The 23,112-nt window shown below is 58.5% G+C and carries 12 protein-coding genes and 1 pseudogene; 6 read left to right on the top strand and 7 right to left on the bottom strand.

All coding sequences use genetic code 11. The annotated features are described in order from the left end of the window. Positions 1-12 precede the first annotated feature (12 nt). The 5 genes from ABIA42_RS10875 (at position 13) to ABIA42_RS10855 (ending at position 11,080) form a co-directional block, all read left to right on the top strand. Positions 13-1,287 (top strand): NAD(P)/FAD-dependent oxidoreductase, encoded by a 1,275-nt coding sequence (locus ABIA42_RS10875; protein WP_370123541.1) that lies wholly within the window; start codon positions 13-15, stop codon positions 1,285-1,287. Beyond that, the gene (locus ABIA42_RS10870) at positions 1,284-2,588 is read left to right on the top strand and encodes a tryptophan 7-halogenase (RefSeq protein WP_370113702.1); all 1,305 of its coding nucleotides are present in this window, start codon (positions 1,284-1,286) and stop codon (positions 2,586-2,588) included. The genes ABIA42_RS10875 and ABIA42_RS10870 overlap by 4 nt, the downstream gene beginning before the upstream one ends. A gap of 11 nt (positions 2,589-2,599) precedes the next feature. After that, the gene (locus tag ABIA42_RS10865) at positions 2,600-8,131 is read left to right on the top strand and encodes an AAA family ATPase (RefSeq protein ID WP_370113703.1); all 5,532 of its coding nucleotides are present in this window, start codon (positions 2,600-2,602) and stop codon (positions 8,129-8,131) included. A 203-nt stretch (positions 8,132-8,334) separates the two neighbouring features. Then, entirely contained in the window at positions 8,335-9,771 is a 1,437-nt protein-coding gene (locus ABIA42_RS10860) for an FAD-dependent oxidoreductase (RefSeq protein WP_370113705.1), read from the top strand. A 319-nt stretch (positions 9,772-10,090) separates the two neighbouring features. Further along, on the top strand, positions 10,091-11,080 hold the full coding sequence (locus tag ABIA42_RS10855; protein WP_140479006.1) for a 4Fe-4S dicluster domain-containing protein: 990 nt from the start codon (positions 10,091-10,093) through the stop codon (positions 11,078-11,080). A gap of 134 nt (positions 11,081-11,214) precedes the next feature. Here the strand turns inward: ABIA42_RS10855 and ltrA (ABIA42_RS10850) are convergent, their stop codons facing one another. From ltrA (ABIA42_RS10850) to ABIA42_RS10840, 3 genes and pseudogenes are all read right to left on the bottom strand, one after another. Next, positions 11,215-12,531 carry a group II intron reverse transcriptase/maturase gene (gene ltrA / locus ABIA42_RS10850; protein ID WP_370123544.1) on the bottom strand — a complete coding sequence of 439 codons (1,317 nt, stop codon included), beginning with the start codon at positions 12,529-12,531 and terminating at the stop codon, positions 11,215-11,217. Positions 12,532-13,133: 602 nt separating this feature from the next. Then, positions 13,134-14,450 (bottom strand): group II intron reverse transcriptase/maturase, encoded by a 1,317-nt coding sequence (ltrA, locus tag ABIA42_RS10845; RefSeq protein WP_370123544.1) that lies wholly within the window; start codon positions 14,448-14,450, stop codon positions 13,134-13,136. Positions 14,451-14,942: 492 nt separating this feature from the next. Beyond that, positions 14,943-15,129, bottom strand: a pseudogene (locus tag ABIA42_RS10840) (IS110 family transposase); the annotation flags it as partial. 852 nt (positions 15,130-15,981) lie between these two features. On the opposite strand from ABIA42_RS10840, the gene ABIA42_RS10835 reads away from it, so the two are divergent. Beyond that, positions 15,982-16,194, top strand: a complete 213-nt coding sequence (locus ABIA42_RS10835; RefSeq protein WP_370113707.1) for a hypothetical protein — start codon at positions 15,982-15,984, stop codon at positions 16,192-16,194. A gap of 602 nt (positions 16,195-16,796) precedes the next feature. Here ABIA42_RS10835 and ABIA42_RS10830 read toward each other — a convergent pair. The 4 genes from ABIA42_RS10830 to ABIA42_RS10815 form a co-directional block, all read right to left on the bottom strand. Further along, complete coding sequence (locus ABIA42_RS10830) at positions 16,797-17,108, bottom strand: hypothetical protein (RefSeq protein WP_370124089.1); 312 nt, start codon at positions 17,106-17,108, stop codon at positions 16,797-16,799. A gap of 416 nt (positions 17,109-17,524) precedes the next feature. Further along, positions 17,525-21,259, bottom strand: a complete 3,735-nt coding sequence (locus ABIA42_RS10825) for a DUF2272 domain-containing protein (RefSeq protein ID WP_370113709.1) — start codon at positions 21,257-21,259, stop codon at positions 17,525-17,527. 40 nt (positions 21,260-21,299) lie between these two features. Then, positions 21,300-22,427, bottom strand: a complete 1,128-nt coding sequence (locus ABIA42_RS10820; protein WP_370113711.1) for a hypothetical protein — start codon at positions 22,425-22,427, stop codon at positions 21,300-21,302. Further along, positions 22,424-23,092, bottom strand: coding sequence for a hypothetical protein (locus ABIA42_RS10815; RefSeq protein ID WP_370143768.1), 669 nt, complete (start codon positions 23,090-23,092; stop codon positions 22,424-22,426). Before ABIA42_RS10815 ends, ABIA42_RS10820 begins: the two co-directional genes overlap by 4 nt. Between the last annotated feature and the right edge of the window lie 20 nt (positions 23,093-23,112).

Below are 23,112 nucleotides of genomic sequence, written 5' to 3'. Positions count from 1 at the left end.
TCGAACGGCCATGTGTTGATCATTGGAGGTGGAGTGGCCGGGTTGCTGGCCGCTCATGCGCTGGCTGATCGTTTCGAACGAGTTACGATTGTTGAGCGTGACCACTACCGTGATCCGAACGATCTCGCGTTAGTTCCGCGTCGCGGCGTCCCTCAAAGCCGCTGCGTTCACCTCTTGATGGCCGCGGGAGCTGCTGCATTCGAGCAATTGATACCCGGCTGGAGTGAGCAGATGGGCGCACACGGCGCCGGTCCGTTCGATGCATCGGCCCACAGCCTCTTGCACTTGTCCACGGGACGGCTGCCACGATCAGAATCAGGCATCACCGCTTATGGCTGCTCTAGAGCCCTGATGGAAAGCGTACTGCGCCGTAGTCTTGCAAAGACGACCACGGTGCAAGTGCGAGAGGGGCAAAAGGTCGTAGGACTTCTCGCTCACGCAGTCGACCGGAGGGTGATCGGTGTTCGCACTACGGGAAGGCAAGCTGTTGGCGAGGTCGAACTCCTAGCCGATCTCGTTGTGGATGCCAGCGGCGCCGGTTCGATATTGCCACGCTGGATCGAGAGCTTACTGAAGAGCAGCGGATCAAGATTGGAGACCACCGTGACCAACTGTCGGATGCAATATGCATCACGCTGGTTCACGATTAACCCGGACAACGCGCCCGACTGGCGCTGCCTTTCTATCGCACCAACAGAGACTTCGAGAGGTCGCGCCGCCATGATGTTGCGCGCCGAGAATGACCGGTGGGGCGTTGTGCTCCTGTCGCCAACCGGCCCTCCGCTTCCCGCTGAAGACGATACATTCCTGAAGTTTACTTCGAATTTGGGAGACGGCGAGCTGCGAGCAGCTTTGGCTGTTGCACGACCCTTGTCTCCGATCCATCGCTACGCACCTACTCCAAATCGAGTGACACATTTCCATTTGCTCCCTGCCTGGCCGGAAGGATTGGTTGCGATCGGGGACGCCGTCTGCACGGTTGATCCATATTTTGGACTGGGCATGACGCTCTCGGCGCGGGGCGCAGCGCTGCTGCGGAACTGCCTGGACCAACAAGGAGATGCCTTTTCTGCCTCCGACTTCCAGAACAAACTGGCCGGATTGAATCTGGCGCCGTGGCGGCTCGCAACCGGCCGAGACTACGATGGACAATCGCTTTCGGGTCGAGCCCCCCTCCCCAGCAGCTTCTACGACAAGGCTCCGGCGCACTCGGAGACCGCACATGCTGTCCTAGCCGTGCAGCATCTGCTCCGCCCGGCCGAAACCCTGAAGGAGGTCGCGCCATGAGAATTGCAGTACTCGGCGGCGGCACCGCAGGCTTTATCGCTGCCGCGCATCTCACACGGTACCTCCCGCAGGCGGAGTTGCTACACATCTTCGATTCGCGCATTCCCATCATCGGAGTTGGGGAAGGCACCACCCCGCGTTTCACGACCTGGTTCGAGGAGATTACGGGACTCGGCTTTTCTCACCTTGCCGAGCATTGCGGCGCGACCCTGAAGAAGGGTAGCCGTTACGAGGGATGGGGCTGCGCCGGAACTGACTTCGTGCACCGCTTCCAGCCGGCGCGGCTGATTGCCTATCATCTCGATGCCGCTGCGGTAGTGCATGTGCTCGCAGAACACGTTCGCGCAACGAGGATCGATGCGCGGGTCGATGAGCTGCGCAATTCCTCTAATGGGATTCACGTGCGGTTGGACAATGGCACGGAGTACCTATGCGACTACATCTTCGATGCACGCGGCTTTCCAAGGGGGGACACAGAAGATGTTATTCGCCTCGATTGGATCCCGACTGGCCGCGCGACCATTCGCCGGCTCAGCCCGCAAGGCTTATCCGGCCTAACCCGCATTGTTGCTCGACCGCATGGGTGGATCTTCCAGATTCCCCTTCGCGATTGGACCTCCTGCGGATACGTCTCTAATCCAAACGTGAGTAGCGACGACGAAGTTGCAGCTGACTTCACTGCGTTTCTGCACGATGATGGGGTTTTTACCTGGGAGCAGCGTGTCGCACCGAGCTTTCCGAATTTCATGCGCCGAAAAGTGTTCGACGGTCGGGCTTTCTGGATCGGAAACGCGGCAAGTTTTATCGAGCCGCTTGAGGCGACGACGATCGGGCATGCAATCGGACAGGTCCGTTCGGCAACGCGTTGGATCTCGGAGCTCGGAAAAGGCAGATGCGCGGACGATGAAGAAATCGGCGCCTTCAACAGCATGACCCTGTCATATATGTGCTGTGATTCGTTATTCGTCGCGTGGCACTATGCCTGCGGCTCTCGATGGGACACAGCGTTCTGGCAGTACGCCCGGCGTGGCATCGAACGCGCCCAACAGAATCCACTCGTTCGGGCGCACTGGCCCCACTTCGAAAAGTACGTGGAAGCCGGTCAAGCATTGCCAGGCCGCGCACTCTCGCGGTGTGAGGACCAAGAAGGCTGGGACCGTGATTTCTTTCCATTGTTGCGTCTTTACCAGCCTTTCGGCAATTTCTCAGAATTCAACTTCGCGCAAATTGGTCACGGGATTGGGTACTATAAGACTGTTCGCGATGTGACGCAGAGCTCCATTGTCGAGGCCGATTCGTAAAGAGAGAGCGCATGTCGTTCATCCAGGGATTTCAGGTCAGAGAACGCCTCTACGAAAGTAAATACTCGATTGTTCTTCGGGCTATCCGAGACCACGACGAACTTCCTGTCGTGATCAAGATTCTCAAAAGCGATTATCCGAGCGCCGCGGAATTGGCGCGTTATCGCTGGGAATTTGAAATCGTCCAGGGCCTGGAGCTCACAGGTGTCATCCGAAGCTACGAACTTCGACGTCACGACAAGACACTATTGATCCTGTTTGAGGACTTCGGCGCTATGTCACTCGCAGATCTTCTGCGCGACAGGCCATTGTCTCTCGATGAATTTATCGAGACTGCCATACAGGTCACGACCGCTCTCGGCCATTTGCACTCCGCTCGTATCATTCACAAAGATATCAATCCCTCTAACCTCGTGATTAACCCCAGCACTGGCGAGGTCAAGATCATCGACTTCGGAATCTCGACGCGATCTTCGAAAGAGCGTCCAGTAACAAAGGCACCGGAAGTCCTTGAAGGAACCTTGCCGTACATGTCGCCCGAGCAGACAGGCCGCATGAACCGGTCATTGGATTACCGGACCGACTTCTACTCGTTAGGCGCCACCTTCTACGAGTTGCTCACCAGAAGCCAGCCCTTTGATGCGGACGACCAGATGCAGCTCGTCCACTATCAAATCGCACGAGAACCAATTCCAGCACATCGACGGAATCCGGACATTCCGCTCGCGTTGTCCAAAATCGTCAGCAAGCTCATGGCAAAGCGGGCCGAGGACCGATATCAAAGCGCGGCTGGCCTGTTAGCAGATCTGGAAACAGTCCGCGCTGGAGGCGGATTGGAGCGGTTTGAAGCGGGCCGCGCCGACTTCTCCGATCGATTCCAAATTCCAGAGCGGCTTTACGGACGCGAGAACGAAGTTGAACGCCTCCTGGAGGCGTTTGAACGTGCCCGGCGCGGCCGCGCCGAAATCATGTTGGTCGCCGGATACTCCGGCGTTGGCAAATCGGCCCTCGTCCAAGAGATTCATAAACCGATTACGCGGAACCGCGGCTATTTCATCTCGGGCAAATTTGATCAGCTCCAGCGCAACGTCCCCTATTTAGGCCTGGTTGCCGCATTCCGCGATCTGGTCCGACAACTTTTGACAGAGAGCGGTGAACGCCTCGCAACGTGGCGTCAGGACTTAAACGAAGCGCTGGCCCCGAACGGCCGAGTGATCCTTGACGCATTGCCCGATCTTGAGCTGATCATTGGCCCGCAGCCACCGGTCACCGAATTGGCAGCAGCTGAGGCCACCAACCGCTTCCACCGTGCCTTCGGCCAACTCTTACGTGCCCTATGTACGAGAGATAGTGTCGTGCTTTTCCTGGATGATCTCCAGTGGGTCGACTCCGCTACGCTCGGCCTTTTGCGCGTCATTTTGACCGATGGTGGATTAAGCCGCCTCTTCCTTATCGGCGCGTATCGAGACAATGAGATCACCGCAGTCCACCCCCTTATGCTTGCGCTGCGCGACATCAAGGAGAGTGGCGGCCAAGCCACGACCCTTACATTGCCGCCTCTAGGCCTAGCCGATGTCGCAAAGCTTCTGGGTGATACCCTGCAAGCCGATGCCGGACAGGTATCTGCCCTGGCTCGTCTTGTCGTTCAGAAAACGCAGGGAAACCCACTGTTTGTTAGACAGTTTCTTTCAGTTCTTCATCATGAAGGCCTGATCAAGCCGTCGCTGCCCTCCTCTCAGGGACGCACACGTTGGAGCTGGGATCTTCAAGCGATCAGATCGGCCGAAATTACAGATAACGTTGTAAATCTGCTCCTGACCAAACTACGACGTCTGCCAGCGGCGACGCAGGAAGTCCTGCGCCTCGCAGCATGCATCGGCAATCGGTTCGACGTCGATACGCTTGCGCTTATCCAGAAGTCGACGCCTGAGCAAACCTTTGAAAGTTTACGTCCCGCAGTAGAAACGGAAATACTGCGGCCACTGTCCGAACTCACCACCAGTGATGCTGAGGATGCTCTCTCACCGCTCCTCGTACAGGAGTTTGGCTTTCAGCACGATCGCATTCAGCAGGCCGCATATGGTTTGATTCAGGAGGATCAAAAGCAATATGTCCATCTGGCAATTGGACGCCGCTTGCAAACCACCCTTCCCCCCGCCTCTCTGAAAGAGAGGCTATTTGAGATCGTAGACCATCTCAACATCGGCCGTGACTTGATTGATCTTGCGGTGGAAAGAACGTCTTTGGCGGAACTAAACCTTGAGGCTGCACGCAAAGCCTCCGACGCGACGGCATATTCCGCAGCGCTGTCTTACGTTGATATTGCGCAAGCTCTCCTGGGCGAGGACGGATGGGACACCAACTACGACCTTACGATCGACGCATTCCGCCAACGCGCTGCACTGGAATATCTGAACCGAAATTTTGATCAATGTACAAAGATAGTCGAAGTCACTCTTCAGCACGCCCGCACTAATCTGGAGAAAGCAGAGGTACATTTTACGCGTATCGCTCAGCACACTTTACTCACGGAATTTGGAGAAGCCTTGACTGCAGGTCGCAATGCATTGGCATTGCTTGGAATTGAACTACCGCTGGACAACCCGCTGGAGCCTGGCCAGCTCGCCATGGGAAAAGTCGCAAGCATGTTGGAGGGACGCGAGGTGGCATCCCTCTTCGAAAATCCGGACTGTGAAGATCAAGAAATGTCGCTGGCACAACGCTGCCTAAGGCATTTGGCCATAGCCGCATTCCTTTCTAACCAGAACCTCTTTCCCCTTATCGTCGGTACTTCCGTCGGCATATCGCTCAAACACGGCAACGCGCCAGAATCAGCCTTATCCTTTGCAAACTATGGTCTGATGCTTGGCGCATTCATGGGACGGTACAAGAAAGGTCTCGAATTTGGCGATCTCGCGTTGCGCCTCTGTGATCGATTTGGCGGCTCAGCACCGACGGCAACCGTCTGTTTGGTCCTCGGCACAGAGCTGATGCCATGGGTTCATCACGTCCGACACGCTGTTCCGATCATCGATCGCGGTTACCGGGAAGGCCTCGATTCCGGCGACATCCTCTGGGCCGGGTATCTCCTGATGTACCGGGTCTTCCTCGATTCCTTTGGTGGGAAAGCTCTGGGTGATTTGCTCGATGGAATGCCCGCACTACTTGAGTTCACGTCGCGAACTCAGAATCCAGGTGCCGCTGCAGGTATTCTCGCTTATCAGATCGTGCTTTCGACATTAGCGGGACGCACAAAGTCGAGTTCGGATTTCTCCGCGGATGGCGTCGATGAAGCGGCTTTTCTCGAATCTTGCGAACGCCACCAGGTAGCCATGGCGATCTGCTTCTACAAGATCTTGAAGGCCCAAGCGCTTTATCTGTTTGGCAGGCCGAAGCTAGCCCTTGAGGCTACCCGTGAAATCGATGGCATGCTCGGTTTCATTGTCAATCATCCCAACCTTGCGGATCATTTGCTCAATCAATCGCTGTCTCTGACTGCGCTATGGAATGATCTTGGAGCCAATGACGGGCCTGCGGCAATGGAGCAGTTGCAGGCAAACCTCTCGCAGCTCAAAATATGGTCGGACAATTGTCCAGACAATTTCATGGCCAAGCGGCTGATGGTCGAAGCTGAAATCGCTCGCATTAGCAACGATGTCGCCGCGGCCGCGGAATTCTACGATCGCGCGATCGACGCCGCGCACAAGGCACAGCTCGCTCAAGACGAGGCTCTCGCGAACGAGTTGGCTGCAAGGTTCTCGATGGAGCGGCGGCCAACGTCCCGAGTGGGCGCAATGTACCTGCGTGATGCTCGCTACGCATATCAATTGTGGGGCGCCTACCGGAAAGTAGAGGAGCTGGAACTCGAATTCCCCCAACTGCTCACTGAATACCGGGACATGCAGGGAGCATCTGGCAAGAGCCCTGCCAACTTGCCTATTGAAACCATACAGTCGTCAACCGCTCGTTCGAGCTCGGCCTTTCTCGATCTGAATACATTGATCAAGGCGGCACAGACGATCTCTGGAGAAGTTGTATTGGGACAACTGCTCGAGAGACTGATCGGCATTCTGATCGAGAACGCCGGCGCGCAACGCGGCCTTCTCTTGCTGTCACGAGACGGGGAACTATTCGTGCAGGCCGAGGGAAGCGTGGCCTCGGACGAAATTGCGGTACTCATGTCGATTCCGATCGACTCACCGGACGGGAGCTCGTTGGTGCCAGCCGGCGTCGTGCATTTCGCCGCCCGGACAAGAGAGGCTGTCGTTGTGGACGACGCTCAGCAAGATGAGCGTTTCATGACAGATCCGTACGTGCAAAAGCGGCAGACGCGGTCGCTGCTTTGCCAACCCATCCTCAATCAAGGCCAGCTAATCGGATTGGTATATCTTGAGAACGATCTCGTAACTGGCGCATTTACGCCGGAACGCAAGCAGCTCCTGGCGCTCCTGTCGGGTCAAATCGCGGTCTCGATCAAGAACGCCGAACTCGTTGAGCATCTCGAGGACAAGGTACGGGAGCGGACAGCCGAGCTGGAGCTCCGCTCGCAGTTTATAGAACAGACGTTTGGCCGCTACATGTCGAATGAAATTGCCGAGAGTCTGCTCAAATCGCCGGAGGCGTTGGATTTCAGCGGCCATAAAAAGACGGTCACGATCCTGATGTCGGACCTCCGCGGCTTCACCGCCTTCTCAGAAACCTTGTCGCCGGAAACCATCGTAAGGATGCTTAACAACTACCTTAGCGAGATGACAACGATCATCCAGAAATATAACGGCACGATCGATTCCTTCATCGGGGACGCGATTCAGGCTTTCTTCGGAGCTCCTCTTCAACGGCCCGACGACGCTGAGCGTGCAGTCGCCTGTGCGCTTGAAATGCAAATGGCGATGCCTCGCGTCAATGCGTGGAATGTCCAACAGAACTTTCCTGAGATCGAAATGGGCATTGGCATCAACACTGGAGAGGTCGTCGTAGGGAATATTGGCTCGCGCAAACGGGCCAAGTATTCAGTCCAGGGAAGCAATGCGAATCTCGCAAGTAGAATAGAGGGGCACACAGTAGGTGGGCAAGTCTTGATAGCGGGAGCCACTCGCGACGCGGTGAAGGCTCCGCTGACAATTGTTAGTGCCATGACAATCGAACCGAAAGGCGTAGCCCGTCCGATCACGATTTACGATGTTGGAGGACTGGGACGTCCCTACGACCTCGCACTGCCGCAGCGCGACATTCGATGGACTGACGTCAGACCCGCATTGCCGTTAACGTTCCGCCTGCTGACCGAAAAGGAAGTTGTTGGCGATGAGCATGATGGCCTGCTCGTTCGCCTATCAGCGCAAAAGGCTGAAATTCAAAGCCGGATGCTGCCGTCAAAATTCTCAGACCTTAAACTGTTGCTCAAACCCTCAGATCTGACTACCGGAATCTACGGGAAGGTTATCGAACTATCGTCGGCAGAGGGTCGTTTTGTGCTCCACTTCACAACTATGCCTCCAGAAGCGAGGAAGTATTTTTCTAGTCTAGGAGCTAGAACTAACACATAGCTTTCGGCCCACCGACAAGCCAGCACCTGATCGAGTTGCGTCTTGGCTCTAACTCTGCTCGTTCCTTCGCTTTGTGCACGTTACCTCACAAACTCTCGACTTGTGAGCGCCCTCACATTCGTCCGAGCCAATTGCAAATAGGCTGCAGGTCTCTTGGCTGATTGCCATCATCATGCGCATTGACGGCCTGCAAGGAACGTCTCATGGCCTATTGCGATCTATCTGGCCGACGACGCCACGCCATTGTCATTGGCGGTGGTCTGGCCGGCTTGCTTGCGGCACGTGTCGTTGCGGATCACTTCGACAAGGTCACCCTGGTAGAGCGTGATGGTGTCGCAACGCAACCGAGGCCTCGTAAAGGGGTGCCGCAGGGCCAGCATGTCCACGGTTTGCTGGCAAAAGGAAAGGAGATTTTGGCCCAGCTCTTTCCTGGTTTGATTGAAGCACTCTTGGCCGGTGGCGCGGTCTCGGGCGACATGGGCCGCGACTTTCGCTGGCATCATTACGGTGTCTGGAAAGCAAGTTTCGACAGTGGTATTGGCTGCATGCTGTTTACGCGCCCCTATCTGGAGAGCCAGATCGCCGAGCGCGTCAGTCGGCTGTCGAACGTGCAGATCGTTCAAGGCGCTGTTGACGGGCTTACTGTCGCGTCGGAACATCATTTGATCACTGGAGTCCGGATGCGAACGCACGCGGGCGAGAGTTCGGTTTTGACAGCAGACTTAATCGTTGATGCCAGTGGGCGCGGCTCGCGCACTCCCCTATGGCTCTCATCTCTCGGATGTGGGACACCTTCCGTGTCGACCGTGATGGTCGATGTGGCGTACGCGTCGAGATTTTATCGTCCAGGACCTGCGATGAGAGATTTGAAGGCCTTGCTAGTTTCGCCTCGCGCTCCCGACAAAAAGACTGCGGCTATCTTTGCGGTGGAGGGTAACCGCTGGCTCGTCACATTAGGTGGTTTGCATGGCGTGCATCCGCCGTCCCACGAGGAAGGATATCTGGAGTTCGCGCGACGCCTCGCTGTGCCAGATGTCTACCAGGCTATCGCAGATGCAGAGCCACTAACGTCGATCACGACGCACCATTTCCATACCAACACCCGCCGTCACTACGATCGTTTGCGGCCATTTCCTGAAGGTCTGCTGGTCATGGGAGACGCTTTTTGCAGCTTCAATCCGATTTACGGACAAGGGATGACGGTGAGCGCACGTGAGGCCCTCGCACTTGACGAAGCATTACGAGAGCGAACCGACCTCTGTCATTTGCCCGCACGCTTTCATAGAAAGATCGCCAGCATCGTCGACAGCGCGTGGGGGCCGACGACAGGAGAAGATTTCCGCTACGAGGAAACCGAGGGCGAGCGTCCGGCCGGGATGGCGCTCATTCATTGGTATACCGGCCGTATTCACGAAAGGTGTGCACACGATACCGGCCTCGCGCTAGCGTTCTATCGCGTCATGCATATGATCGACCCGCCAACCGCATTATTCCGTCCATCGGTGGTGGCACGAGCGCTGCGCAAGTCTGAAAGCCCGGGCAACATCGTCACAACTCATCAGACAATCCCCCTGGTGCACAACCGGCCAAATTCAGCTCGTATTCCGTCTCTTGGAAGGGTTCGTTCATCGAACCCTTAATTTGCTCGGTGCGCTAGTCCCTCCGAACACCGGCACGGGAAGCCAGGCGCCGATTGCGAGCTCGCCAGGCCCTTGTGCACGATAAACAAATTTGGGACCAAACAGAGCCCAAGTCGCACTCTCACTCGTATCGATATCGATGTAAAGCCGAAACAGTCTTTCCAGCGATCCACCATCGACGGGGCTGCTCGCGTACCGCGGCTTTGTTCGCTGCCCTTAGCGAAAAACTGCCTAGACCTTGAGTGACTCGCCAGTATATCCTTGATTGCGCTCCTCTTAATTGCGCCCCTCTTGCCTCGACAGAGCCTCGAGCTAATCTATGGTGTCGCAAAATCGCCATCGCCCCTTCTCTGCCGATCCTGCTCAAATCGCGTTGAAGCCTGCGATTTCGGGGAACGCAATCAACGGCCTTGGAGAAGCAAGACCGCGACAACCAAGCGTGGTCTATTGGGCGCCAGATCCGGATACGATTCCCCATGGAGCCATGCAACGCTGGTTCTACGGCGTTGACCCAGACAATTCGCATCTGAAGCGCGCGCGAGAAGAACGGGCAAAGCAGCTGTCCACCGTCCTGCCCGATGTGATCGGTGAGCCGGTGAGGCGCCGCCCGGAAGAATGGAACGCATCCCTCGCCGAACTTGCCGGGCGCGCGAATTTCGACATGTGGGGTGTAGCCAAGATGAATCCACTCTGGGTGTACAGGGGACAGGAGGTATTTCAGCAAAACATTATCGTGCTTGGGTTCGCACATGACTACGAACAGATCGCCACCGCGCCTGAGGCGACAGCTGGGGCAGAGGTCGTTCGTCAATATGGACGAGCTGCTGCGGCTGCAAAGCTCGTCAGCGGGTGGCTCCGCGAACAGGGCTGGGATGCTGAACCGCTGACTGGCCCAATGACATCAAAGGTCATGATGATTCCGCCCGCAATCGCGGCGGGCTTTGGAGAACTTGGCAAGCACGGATCTTTGATAAACGCCGAACTCGGCTCGTCGTTTCGTCTTTCTGCAGTGTTGACCGACGCGCCGTTTGCACCAACGCCGCAGCGCACCTTTGAGGTCGATTCCTTTTGTTTGAATTGCAGAGTCTGCGAGAATGCGTGTCCGCCCGAAGCTATTTCTGCCGACAAGCAAATGGTCCGCGGTGTCGAGAAATGGTACGTGGACTTTGACAAATGTCTTCCATTTTTCAACCAAACGCACGGTTGTGCAATCTGCATCGCAGTTTGTCCATGGAGCCGACCAGGTGTTGGCTTAGCGTTGGCAGAGAAGCTGTCGCGCCGATCGGTTGGACAACGGCACGATCGATAGAAGCCTCGGCTTCTGTCGCTTGAGTAGAGTCGAGGAGAGGCGCGGTGATGCGCTTGTTGCGCGTTCCGTTTCCTCTCCCCGCTCATCAAACCGGACGTGCGGTTTTCCCGCATCCGGCTTTCCGACAGGTTTCGTCACAAGGCGCACGTCGGCGACACTTTGCGCACGCGGTTCAGCACAAGTACGCCAGGGTTCCCATAGATCTGATCAGAGAACCGTCTGACGCCACGTCCTGGCGTCTTATGTCGTCTGCGCAGAAAGGCGAGCACGCGGTCAAAGACGTGTCGATCAACGGCCTGATGAGCCGTAGCAAGCGAGCCATAGCTGAAGTAAGCGGACCAGCCGCGCAGAAGGCGGTTCAGTCGTGCTTGTACTTCGAGCCAAGCGCCCTTGTTGCCCGGCGTCAGCAGTTCGCTGACCTTCCTCTTGATCCGCAGCACGCTTTTCTTCGACGGAGCCGCGCCAAGATACCACCGCCCCCCATTGCGGAAGTGGCGGGGTCCGAGCGTGTACCCAAGGAAGTCAAAGCTTTCCAATCGGGCATTCTTCACCGAGGTTTTAGTCTCGTTGAGTGTCAGCCCAAGCTTGGTCATCACCGCTTTCGTCCACGTCAATGCGTCTTCCGCGTGGCCGCGGCTGAGAATGACGAAGTCGTCGGCATAGGAGATAATCTGGCCATGGAATGCTTCACACCGACCGCTGAGACGCCAATGCTTCAGGAACCGGTTCATGTAGATGACGGAGAGCAGCGGACTGATGACACCCCCCTGTGGCGTGCCACACTTGTTGCTCTTACCGCCGCTCATGCGCCGTTTCCCGTTGCTATCCCGCTCCTCGACCGGTACTCGCAGCCATAACTTAATCAGCCGCAGCACATTCCGGTCGACGATGCGTCGGGCCACCGATTTGAGGAGGTCCGAGTGCGGTATCGTGTCGAAGTATTTCGACAAATCGGCGTCAACAACATCTGTGTAGCCCCGGCACATAAGCCGGTGCACTTCCTTGACGGCATCGACCGCGTTGCGGCGCGGGCGATATCCATAAGCTCCGTCCTCAAAATCCGCCTCGAAGATCGGTTCCAGCACGATCTTTGCAGCAGCTTGGACGACCCGGTCCCGGATTGTTGGGATACCGAGCGGACGTTCGCCGCCGCCGGGCTTCGGGATCATCACCCGCCGCACCGGATCGGGCCGATAGGTCTTCGTGACGAGTTCATCGCGCAGGCCAGCCAACCATGCTTCGAGTCCCGACGCGTCGATCTGTTCGAAAGTTATTCCGTCCACTCCCGGCGCACCCGCGTTGGCGCGGGCCAGCTTGTAGGCATGGCTCAGAATGTCCTCGCGGCAGATCTTGTCGTACAGCACGTAGAAGCGGAAGGCAGGCTCCGCCTTCGCCTTACAATAAAGCTTTCTCTGAAGGCTCCTGATCTTATCGGGCGTTTCAAGGCTCATCGCCAATCTACCCTTTCCCTCGCCATCTTCAAAAGCGCACCTGAAGTCAGGGTCCTTTCCTCCGCCGGAATTACCCGGTTTCATCGGTACCTTTGACCCTGTCCGACTCCCGTCCGGTCCATCGACTACTCAATGCTGAAGGCGCGACCTTCGACCAAGACGGGTCTCCCCCGATTACCCGTACTACCTTTCCAACGTGCCGTGCCCATTACCCCGGTGAACCAGACAGGTGCGTGCGTCGATTGCTTCCCTGTCCGCACGGCCTTCCCCGCCATACGATCGGGTCGGCATTCACATCGTAACTTTCGAGGCGTGCTCAGGCTTCACTCACGTTACGGCCCGCTGGATTGCTCGGCCGCCTAAAGCGACCTTTGTCACGAGGCTTCGATCCGTCCGATTGCTCGTCCAAACCGCTCGTCAGCTACCAGATCAATCGACAACTCTCTGGGTGGATCCTTCCTCCACTGGTAATACGCGCCGTCGGGGCGCACGTAGAGTCGAGGAGAGGCGCGGTGATGCGCTTGTTGCGCGTTCCGTTTCCTCTCCCCGCTCATCAAACCGGACGTGCGGTTTTCCCGCATCCGGCTTTCCGACAGGTTTCGTCACAAGGCGCACGTCGGCGACACTTTGCGCACGCGGTTCAGCACAAGTACGCCAGGGTTCCCATAGATCTGATCAGAGAACCGTCTGACGCCACGTCCTGGCGTCTTATGTCGTCTGCGCAGAAAGGCGAGCACGCGGTCAAAGACGTGTCGATCAACGGCCTGATGAGCCGTAGCAAGCGAGCCATAGCTGAAGTAAGCGGACCAGCCGCGCAGAAGGCGGTTCAGTCGTGCTTGTACTTCGAGCCAAGCGCCCTTGTTGCCCGGCGTCAGCAGTTCGCTGACCTTCCTCTTGATCCGCAGCACGCTTTTCTTCGACGGAGCCGCGCCAAGATACCACCGCCCCCCATTGCGGAAGTGGCGGGGTCCGAGCGTGTACCCAAGGAAGTCAAAGCTTTCCAATCGGGCATTCTTCACCGAGGTTTTAGTCTCGTTGAGTGTCAGCCCAAGCTTGGTCATCACCGCTTTCGTCCACGTCAATGCGTCTTCCGCGTGGCCGCGGCTGAGAATGACGAAGTCGTCGGCATAGGAGATAATCTGGCCATGGAATGCTTCACACCGACCGCTGAGACGCCAATGCTTCAGGAACCGGTTCATGTAGATGACGGAGAGCAGCGGACTGATGACACCCCCCTGTGGCGTGCCACACTTGTTGCTCTTACCGCCGCTCATGCGCCGTTTCCCGTTGCTATCCCGCTCCTCGACCGGTACTCGCAGCCATAACTTAATCAGCCGCAGCACATTCCGGTCGACGATGCGTCGGGCCACCGATTTGAGGAGGTCCGAGTGCGGTATCGTGTCGAAGTATTTCGACAAATCGGCGTCAACAACATCTGTGTAGCCCCGGCACATAAGCCGGTGCACTTCCTTGACGGCATCGACCGCGTTGCGGCGCGGGCGATATCCATAAGCTCCGTCCTCAAAATCCGCCTCGAAGATCGGTTCCAGCACGATCTTTGCAGCAGCTTGGACGACCCGGTCCCGGATTGTTGGGATACCGAGCGGACGTTCGCCGCCGCCGGGCTTCGGGATCATCACCCGCCGCACCGGATCGGGCCGATAGGTCTTCGTGACGAGTTCATCGCGCAGGCCAGCCAACCATGCTTCGAGTCCCGACGCGTCGATCTGTTCGAAAGTTATTCCGTCCACTCCCGGCGCACCCGCGTTGGCGCGGGCCAGCTTGTAGGCATGGCTCAGAATGTCCTCGCGGCAGATCTTGTCGTACAGCACGTAGAAGCGGAAGGCAGGCTCCGCCTTCGCCTTACAATAAAGCTTTCTCTGAAGGCTCCTGATCTTATCGGGCGTTTCAAGGCTCATCGCCAATCTACCCTTTCCCTCGCCATCTTCAAAAGCGCACCTGAAGTCAGGGTCCTTTCCTCCGCCGGAATTACCCGGTTTCATCGGTACCTTTGACCCTGTCCGACTCCCGTCCGGTCCATCGACTACTCAATGCTGAAGGCGCGACCTTCGACCAAGACGGGTCTCCCCCGATTACCCGTACTACCTTTCCAACGTGCCGTGCCCATTACCCCGGTGAACCAGACAGGTGCGTGCGTCGATTGCTTCCCTGTCCGCACGGCCTTCCCCGCCATACGATCGGGTCGGCATTCACATCGTAACTTTCGAGGCGTGCTCAGGCTTCACTCACGTTACGGCCCGCTGGATTGCTCGGCCGCCTAAAGCGACCTTTGTCACGAGGCTTCGATCCGTCCGATTGCTCGTCCAAACCGCTCGTCAGCTACCAGATCAATCGACAACTCTCTGGGTGGATCCTTCCTCCACTGGTAATACGCGCCGTCGGGGCGCACCGTAAGGCTTCACATAGGCCGGAGGCATCAATCGCACCGCATGTCCTAACGCCTGCAGCTCGCTGCACTAATGGTGCGATGATGCAAAGCCTCGATCCCACCAGGCACGGCGTTAGCTTCTGGAAAAACGCGAGGACGTGGCAGCGCCGATCCTCGATCGTACTCAACGCCTCAGTCGCAACGATCAAAGGGTTTCCGGCCTTTAGCGCCTATGCCTCCAGCCATGTGAGGTACCCAAGGGCAAACCGTAAATCTCTCGCACAGGTCGGCTTTGCGCCAGAACCTGTCGGTGCTCCTAACCAAGTCTTAAGCGCCCGCCCCTTCTGTACGATCGAGCGCGCTGCGGTACTCCATCGGTGAAGACGCATTGGATTTCGGACCTCTGCTGGGGTAAGCCAAGCTCATGCTTTGGACAGAATTCTCAACGCGAAAGAAGCGAGAACAATTCGACCAAACTGCGCTAAACTGCGCGATGCCGACCGGCCGCACTACTCCCCACTCTATCATTTCGAACAACGTTTTGTCGTTGATCTGCCAACACAAATCTTCAAGTCTGACGGACAAATGCCGACGGTATACCCGCCGCGATTTTATGGTCTTGAATTCACAGAATAATTCGAGTCGTTCGCGCTCTCGGCGATTACCCCACCTATCGGAGTCAATCGACTGAACAACGCTGCCTGCGTGGTCAAGACTGCCGTACCACCCTAGTTGGGCATATGTTCAAATACCGTCAGAGATCACGAGCGCGCTGGTCCCGTCGTTCGATGGCCCTCGCGTGCCGTCGCGGTAGCGCGATCGGAACGCGACCAGTTGGTGTGGGCTACCTTCAAGTTTTCGGCTGAGGACCGCAAACCGTGATTTGCAACGTAACTCTAGAATATTCGCTGAGTGTCAGAATTGTCGAGAAACTGAAGATCTTGGCTCTCGTTAGGAGGGCTGTCGGCGGAAGGGGTGTCTTGTCAACCCTGTTGATCTGCAACGGAGCGGACCACTTCTACGGTTAGAACCACGCTGATTGGCGCGCGTCGAGACCGTAGATGGCTCGGTTCATCGCTTTAACGTCTTTGGAGGACACAATGGGGGTCAATAAACCCACCGGCGACCACGCGCGTAAGGGCGCTGTGAAGAAGCGGACGCAACTCAAGAATCCGCTGACGAAGACCTCAACCAAGCGCAACAAGAAGGGCGGGCAGTTCATGGCCGTCAAAAAGAGCGCGAAGAAGTTCAAGGGCGCTCGGAAGGAGAAGTGATGGGCCGGTTTTCATCGGCATCATCCTCCGGGGCATGGCGATAATCCTCGCCATATATTCCACATCCTCACTCTATAGCGCGTCTGGGGTCGGCAAAGGGGAGCCTCTGTCCTCATTGAACATCGCCTGGCCGTCATCATCATGGTGCTCGCTGTAGAGCACGGGCGCGAGCCCGCGCCCGGTTTCAGGCAGCATTATGCTTCACAAGCCATACCGCCTTGATCAGCGATCACCGACTAGTTCATCCGGGCTCCCCGCGCTCACGATATTTGGCTGTTCGACGCGCTTTAGTGCGCCAGAATACTGCCATGTGCGTGGAGGTGGCATGCTGACTTCGCTTGGGTAACGCGAGTCCTTCGCCCTTTCCAGGTGTGAGTTTCTCTGTCGGTGTCGGCCCTGCTGATGTCACTCCTGAGAAAAATCAAGGGATTCACGATTTCGACCCGGTCGACACAGTCGGCAACCAGCTCGAAGCAATGCATGTGGCGCCCGCCACTCGTACAGCTTCGCTGGCTGTCCTCGACAACGACGCCCTGTTGAGCAGGACGGGACCGGGTCGATGTGGATCGCGGGTAGCACCTCGATTGAAGCGTTGAGTTTTTTCACCGCAATGTCTCGACAAAACCGGTTAAGCCTCTGTCCTTCCACTCCTTGTGCCACAGTCGAAAATGAACAACGCTTGCGACAATGGCAGCGGCAAAGAAAATGTAGGCGAGCGCAAAGGCCGTGTAATAGTCCGCGTCAGATAATCCCGGCCACCGATACAGTCGATACAACCAGGCTGCGCTGACTACTGCTCCTATCAAGCAAAGCAGGCTCTTCAATGCTTCTGTTGTGGCCACGCCCAGCGCTCCAAAGAGGATGGTTGCAGGAACCAGAAACATCTGACAGGCCGCGACCAATTTCTCATCCATGGCGGCTTTCTCCCATCTTCATACGAACTCATGAAGCTTACGCCTAAGCATACAACAACGGGACGGGCAGAGGTGCCCCTGGAACAATCACCGTGATGGGCCGCTAGTAGAAAGTCCCTGAGCCCGCGCTTGTGACAAACGTCAGTCTCTTCGACCCTCTGCTCACAAAAAAATCCGGTGAATTCGTTTTCCCGTGAACCGGTTCGGCTTCAGGTCGGTCCCCCCCGGGACTCACCCATTTTGTGAGAAAATTTCCGCTCACAGGTTTGCCCGTTTCAGCCTCCTGTAAAGGAGATGAATCCTCGAACCCGCTTTCGGATGCGGCCCGGTCGCCTTTTGTACTGGGGCGTCTGCCGACATGTCGGCTGCAACCATTGCTCCCGGACTCAAATTGAAGACGACTTAAAATCGGTGTTTCACTGTCTCATGGGCTGACTCGAGTCAGCCAGCGATCCCTCTTGAAAATGCAGCGTCTGCACTGCTCCGAGGTGCGGTGCCTGGCCGGCCAGCGCGCCGCGACAGCTCAGGACCGCGAAAAGTCGGGCTTGGGCGCGGTCGAGCGCGAGGCGGCCATCCGGCTGCGTGCGGATCGTCTTGGCGTCGACGCTCTGGCTGACATTGCCGCCGATAACCCTGAGCGAACCTGGACGGACCTCGGTGACGATGTCGCAATGGGTCGGCCGATTCTGTGGATCGGCAATGTTGTCGTAGGTCGCGCCGCTGTTGGAGCGCGAGGCGCAGACGAGGTCTCCGACCTGCGGGACTACCTCGGTCGCGCGATAAGCCCAAAACGAACTGCTCATCACGCGATTCAGCCGGTTGTGCCGCGCCGCGCGGATGTAGTTCTGGTGCGCCGCCGAGTAGGCAAAGCCGGTGCCGGCGCCGGCCGTGCGCATCACCCAGGAGATGAACACGGCGCTCCACGGATGCGCCTGCTGCCAAGTGGCACTCTGGAGGTCGGCGGCGCTGATGTTCCTGTTTAGCGCTTCGCGATAATATCGCTGGAGGATCGGCACCGCGGCACCGTCGGTTTCGCGCAAATTGCCGCTCGCCGGATGCCAGCGTCGATATTCCTGCTCGGCGATTCGCACAATCGCATTGCACAGCGCCGCGGTCGACGGCGAAGGTGACGGCCGAGCGCTTTGTACTGGCACTGAGGGCACCCCCGCAGGTGGCCGTGGCGCGGACGGCGCTGACACCGAATAGGGAACGTCCGGACGTGGTCTCAGATCCGCAAGTTCGCCCGCACGCGGGTGTTCGCCTGTCACGAACCAGCGCTTGCGTATCCGGACCTTCTGCGCCCAACGCTGGGCAGACGTGGTGCCTAGCACGTCGGCCATCGCGAGCAGGGTCTCGCGTTCCGGGATTTTGCCTTCGCCATACCGAGCGGCGAGTGCTTTCAGGCGCTGTTCTACCAGCCTGTGCCTGTTCTTCTTGTTTGGCCACCACTGGCCGTGGCTTGACACCGCATCGAACAGGAAGGTGAAGGCCTGTTCGCTCCGGAGCTTGTACTCTCGGCAAAAGTGGTCTGCCCGCGACAGGAGCTTGCCGACGTAGCGGAGCTGAATTTTCTGAAACGTCGGATCCTCGGAAAGTCGCTTGAAGTAGCCAAACCAGGGCTCGCGAATTGCCCAAACGGGCTTGCCCTTCCTGATCGAGCAGGAGTTCATCTCCTTGATGGCGAAGCTGTGCTGCTCCTTGACGGCAGCTTTGCCCTGTCGCGAGATGAGCTGACGAAAGCGATCGCTATCCGGCCCAAATACCGCATTCCATCGCTCGGGGTTCTCGGCGGCGAAGTCGCGCAGCAAGGGTTGCAGGCTTCCAGTCCCGATCGTCCAGTTAACCAGCCCGAACGACAGGCCTTGTCCGTCGAAGTTCCCGCTCAGGCCGAAAAAGCCGCCGCGCTTTCCTGTTTCGAAAGTGCTGGTGATCTCGATGGCCTTCCGCTCGGCCGGCGTAAGGCCGCTCGCTGCCAGGCTGATTTCCCCCTCGAGATCAGTCTCGAAGGCGGTCGGTTCGACCAGTGCATCGGCATAGAAGTCCTCACCCTCGGACTCATCGATTTCCCACTCGGTGTCGCGTTCGTCGCCGAATTCGCCGAACCGCTCGTCCTCTTCTTCTTCCTCTTCCTCTCCTTCCTCAAGCCGTTCCGCACTGGTCGCCTGGCCGAAGCCCTCCCCTTCCTCGAAGCCCTCCCCCTCGTCGAACATCTCGATCTCTTCGAACGAGTCCAGCTCTTCGCCGTCAGGCCCCTCGCCCGTCTCGGACTCGAGCTGCTCCGATTCCAGGGCTTCCGGCCCCAAACCTGCGGCCTCGGTCATCGACGGTTCGAATTCTTCCTCCTCCATATACGGCGCCTCTACATCGAGCCAGGCGAGCGCCTCGTTTGCCTCGTAGACCTGCGGCTGGTTGATGCCAATCGCCTCCCCGGCGGCGCTCTCCGAGAAGGCGGATGCCTCCTGCTCTTCGCCAGCTTCGCCCGAAGCACCACCCGTACAGGCGTAGGTCGTTACGCCAGGAAGGTCGGCCGCCGGGTTCGCGAGCAGCAGCCTGCCGAACCGGCGGGGGATCGAGTTGTGGTCCACCAGCGTGCGATCGGCCCGGAAGAATGGGCGCAGCCGCAACGCGACCGCCGCTCCGAGCGGGCGGCACAGGCTGCGCGCGATGGCCTCCGCGTGCGGCTGCGTACCCGGATGCTTCTCCGTGCCTGGCCTGTAGAGGATGCGCATGGCCGGCGGCAAGGCACCCGGCGCGGCTAGCTCGCGGGCAATGCGCTTCTCTGCCCACCGCACGATGTTCGCTCCCGGGCCGTAGGTGCCGTCGAAGATGTGGACCTCGTCAGGGTCGGTGTGAGCAAGAATTGCCGACACCGGAGCGCCTCCGCCGGAATGGCAGGTCAGGATGAGCCGTCCCTGAGTGAGCGTGTATCCGGTCTTCCGACTGAGCCGCGCCAATGAGTCCTGCACCAGCGCCTGGAGCGCCCCCGGTCGTGTCAGAGCTGGAAAATGGTACACATCCCCACGAGTCCCGCCGTGGTAGTGACCGCGCGGCAGGATGCCAAGGGTCGGTCGATCGCGACCCGGTACACCGGGAGTTGCCGGATCTGTGAAGTTGAGGCCGCTGATGGGCTCCTTGTCGATATTGATGCGCATCGCCTCGCCTTGCCCGGCGAAGCCATGGAAGTGGACAACAACATCGACGTTGCCCGACCGCTCGATACGATTCCAGCGCAGGATCAGGTCGGGAGCCGTGCCGCGGTGACTGCGCAGGAGCGGATGACCCGGAACCACGAGCCGGTTGGCGGCGGCCGGGCCGGACCGCGGCGGCGCAGGTTTTGACGCCGTTGGGGTGGGCTGCCTTGACGCCGGCACGGGTATCGGCGCGCGGCTGCGGAGCACGCGCGTGCGATGCCCCTCGACCGCCTCTCTCGCGACTTTGTCGGCGGGGCTACCCTTGGGAAAGTAGGTCCAGAGCACCCACGTTCCGCGGACATCGACATGAATGTAGTCCGCGCCGATACCGAGAGCGAGGTCCGTGCCGGCCGCATCGATCGCGAGCTTGGCGAGTTCGGTGCCGGTCATTCCGGCGACCTTGATGTCGGCGGCCTGCCCCGAGCAGTGGCGGCTGTTCGTGGGTTTCTGCTTGCGTCGAGCGTACACTTGCTTATTACGAGCCCATGAGCGGTAGCCTGAGGTGATTTGTACCGCCTTCCCCACCCGCTCGCGGATCGCCTCCAGCACGCTCACAAGTGCGGACGAGATGCGGGCGACGGGAGAGGCATCGCCGCCGCTGGAGACCAGCGCCCTTACCGTGAAATGCTGCGACAGGCGCTGGCCTTGAACGGAAGGGCCGGTCGCGAGTAGCGGCAGGCCGACGTAGTTCGGATCCCAGTGCTCCTCATCGCGACCGGTCGCGCCTGTCGTTGTCTGCAACACGAGGCCCGAGGAGAAGCCCTCGCTCTCGAACGTGACCAACTCCTCAGCCGAAGTTTCCGACCAGGTGCCCGAGGATTTCAAGGCGGCGTCCGCGAACGGCGTCTCACAGAGCTCGCTCAGCGAAGGTCCTGCGTCGAGGTCTTCCGCGGCCCCAAGACTCTCCGCAAACGGGACCTCCAGTCCGAGTTCGTCGAGCGCACTCCGTGAGGCTTCCATGCCAGGCATCGCGTCACCTTTCGGCTGCCGTTGCGATCCGTCATCTAGCGGTGACAAGCCGAGGTCTGCTCACTTCGATGGGCTTGCCACGCGCCTTGAGATCCTTGCCGGTTGCTGCCGCCCACTCGGTGATAAGGCGTCGGCACTCGACTCCGACCGGCGTGGGCGGTGGCGGTGGCGCAGCCGCCGGCTCCAGGTACAGAACCCAAGCTAGGTTCGGGGCCGATACGACACCTGATTCGATGGTGCGCAGGAAAATTGACAGGTCGGAACACATCGAGAAGAACGCCGCAGACTTGCCATGCGCAGCCAAGCCGACCCGCTCGCCGATGAGCCGCAAGCGATCGGCCGCACTTGTCGCCTGCGCCCGGAGGTCGATGACGACTGGCGTATCCGCACTGAGTGTGAGCTCGACCCAACCGAGAGCCGTCGCCGCGGCCAGCTCTTCGCGGCCCAGCATCTGTAACTGTCGTCGAGATCGAAGCACGAACCGAAGTTCTTCAGCAATGCGGAAGATCCTGTCCTCATCGGAGGCGTTGACGCCCGACCTATTTCGCACGTTTATTATCGCCTGCCAGAGTTCGAACAGTAACTCCTCGAACAAACTTACGAAGCTTGTGTTGGCGGCGCTCGCCTTGTCGTAGGCGAGCGGCCGATTGTCGTCGGTGCCGAATGACAGGGGTAGACCGAAGAGTCGCCAATAGGCGTTTCGACGGACGGCTTCCGAGTCCTGTCGGATGGCGCTCGTAGAGAGCCATGCCGAAATCGGATTCGCCGCACCGAAGAGTAGCGTCTCTGTGGCATCGAGCCATCGCTGAGTGGCGACGGACGGAATCCCGAGACCCTCACCCGAGCGGAATTCACGGACCACTCGACGTAGGATTTGGACCGCTCTAGTCTGCTCGAGTGCCCAGCTGTAGCCGAGGTGATCAAACGCGGGGACGCCAGCGGGCGGGGCAAACGGGCTAAAGGCGCCGATCCCCCAGAGTGACCTGCGAGCAGGCCCGGCTGGTAGGCCATTCGGCGCCCATGGGTCGAAGGCATCCCAGACCTGCTCCATGTGAAGCACCAGATCAAGCGGGTCCGAATCGAGGACAATTGCTGCAGCGGCCTGTTGGGTGGGCGCGGCGCCGGCAAGGAAGATCCGTTGGACGAGTTGCTGAATCATGAGGCATCGCTCCGTGATCGAGTAGGACCAAAGTTCATCACCGACTCAAAAAAGGGCGCAGCCCTGTACCCAGGCCCTTGAATAGCTGGTCGGGGCGAAGGAACGTAATTTCCCCCAATGAATCGAACGGGCTCCTCCCTATTCGACAATGAACCTGCATCGGTCCACCTAGGCCGCTCTAGTGCTTCTCGCAGATTCTCCAATCCTTCAGCCGGCTCACGTTCCACGCGCGTTCGCGGCGTAGTCAAATCCCGCAGTCCCTCGAGTTCTCCCAGCGGACGGAGTTGATCGGAGATCGAAGCCAACCCGTTTGATAAAGTATTGTCGATGTTGCTCACTAGGGCGAGCTGCTCGACAATCGTTGTGAGACTGCCTACCCGCCCCTGAAGCTCCTCGACAATCGCCCCGAGCTTTGCGAGCCCCTCCTGAGGCTCCTCGACAATCATCGTGAGCTTGTCTACCCGCCCCTGAAGCTCCTCGACAATCGCCCCGAGCTTTGCGAGCCCCTCCTGAGGCTCCTCGACAATCATCGTGAGCTTGTCTACCCGTTCCTGAAGCTCCTCGACCATCGTCGTGAGCTTTTCGAGCCCCTCCTGAGGCTTCTCGACAATCGTCGTGAGCCTGTCGATCCGGTCCTGAAGTTCGTCGATTTTCGTGCTCGCCATTGGCCTTCCTTTCCCTTCCG

The organism is Bradyrhizobium sp. USDA 327, assembly GCF_041262065.1.
In the GTDB taxonomy this organism is placed as follows: domain Bacteria; phylum Pseudomonadota; class Alphaproteobacteria; order Rhizobiales; family Xanthobacteraceae; genus Bradyrhizobium; species Bradyrhizobium liaoningense.
This window is presented reverse-complemented; position numbering and strand designations above follow the sequence as displayed.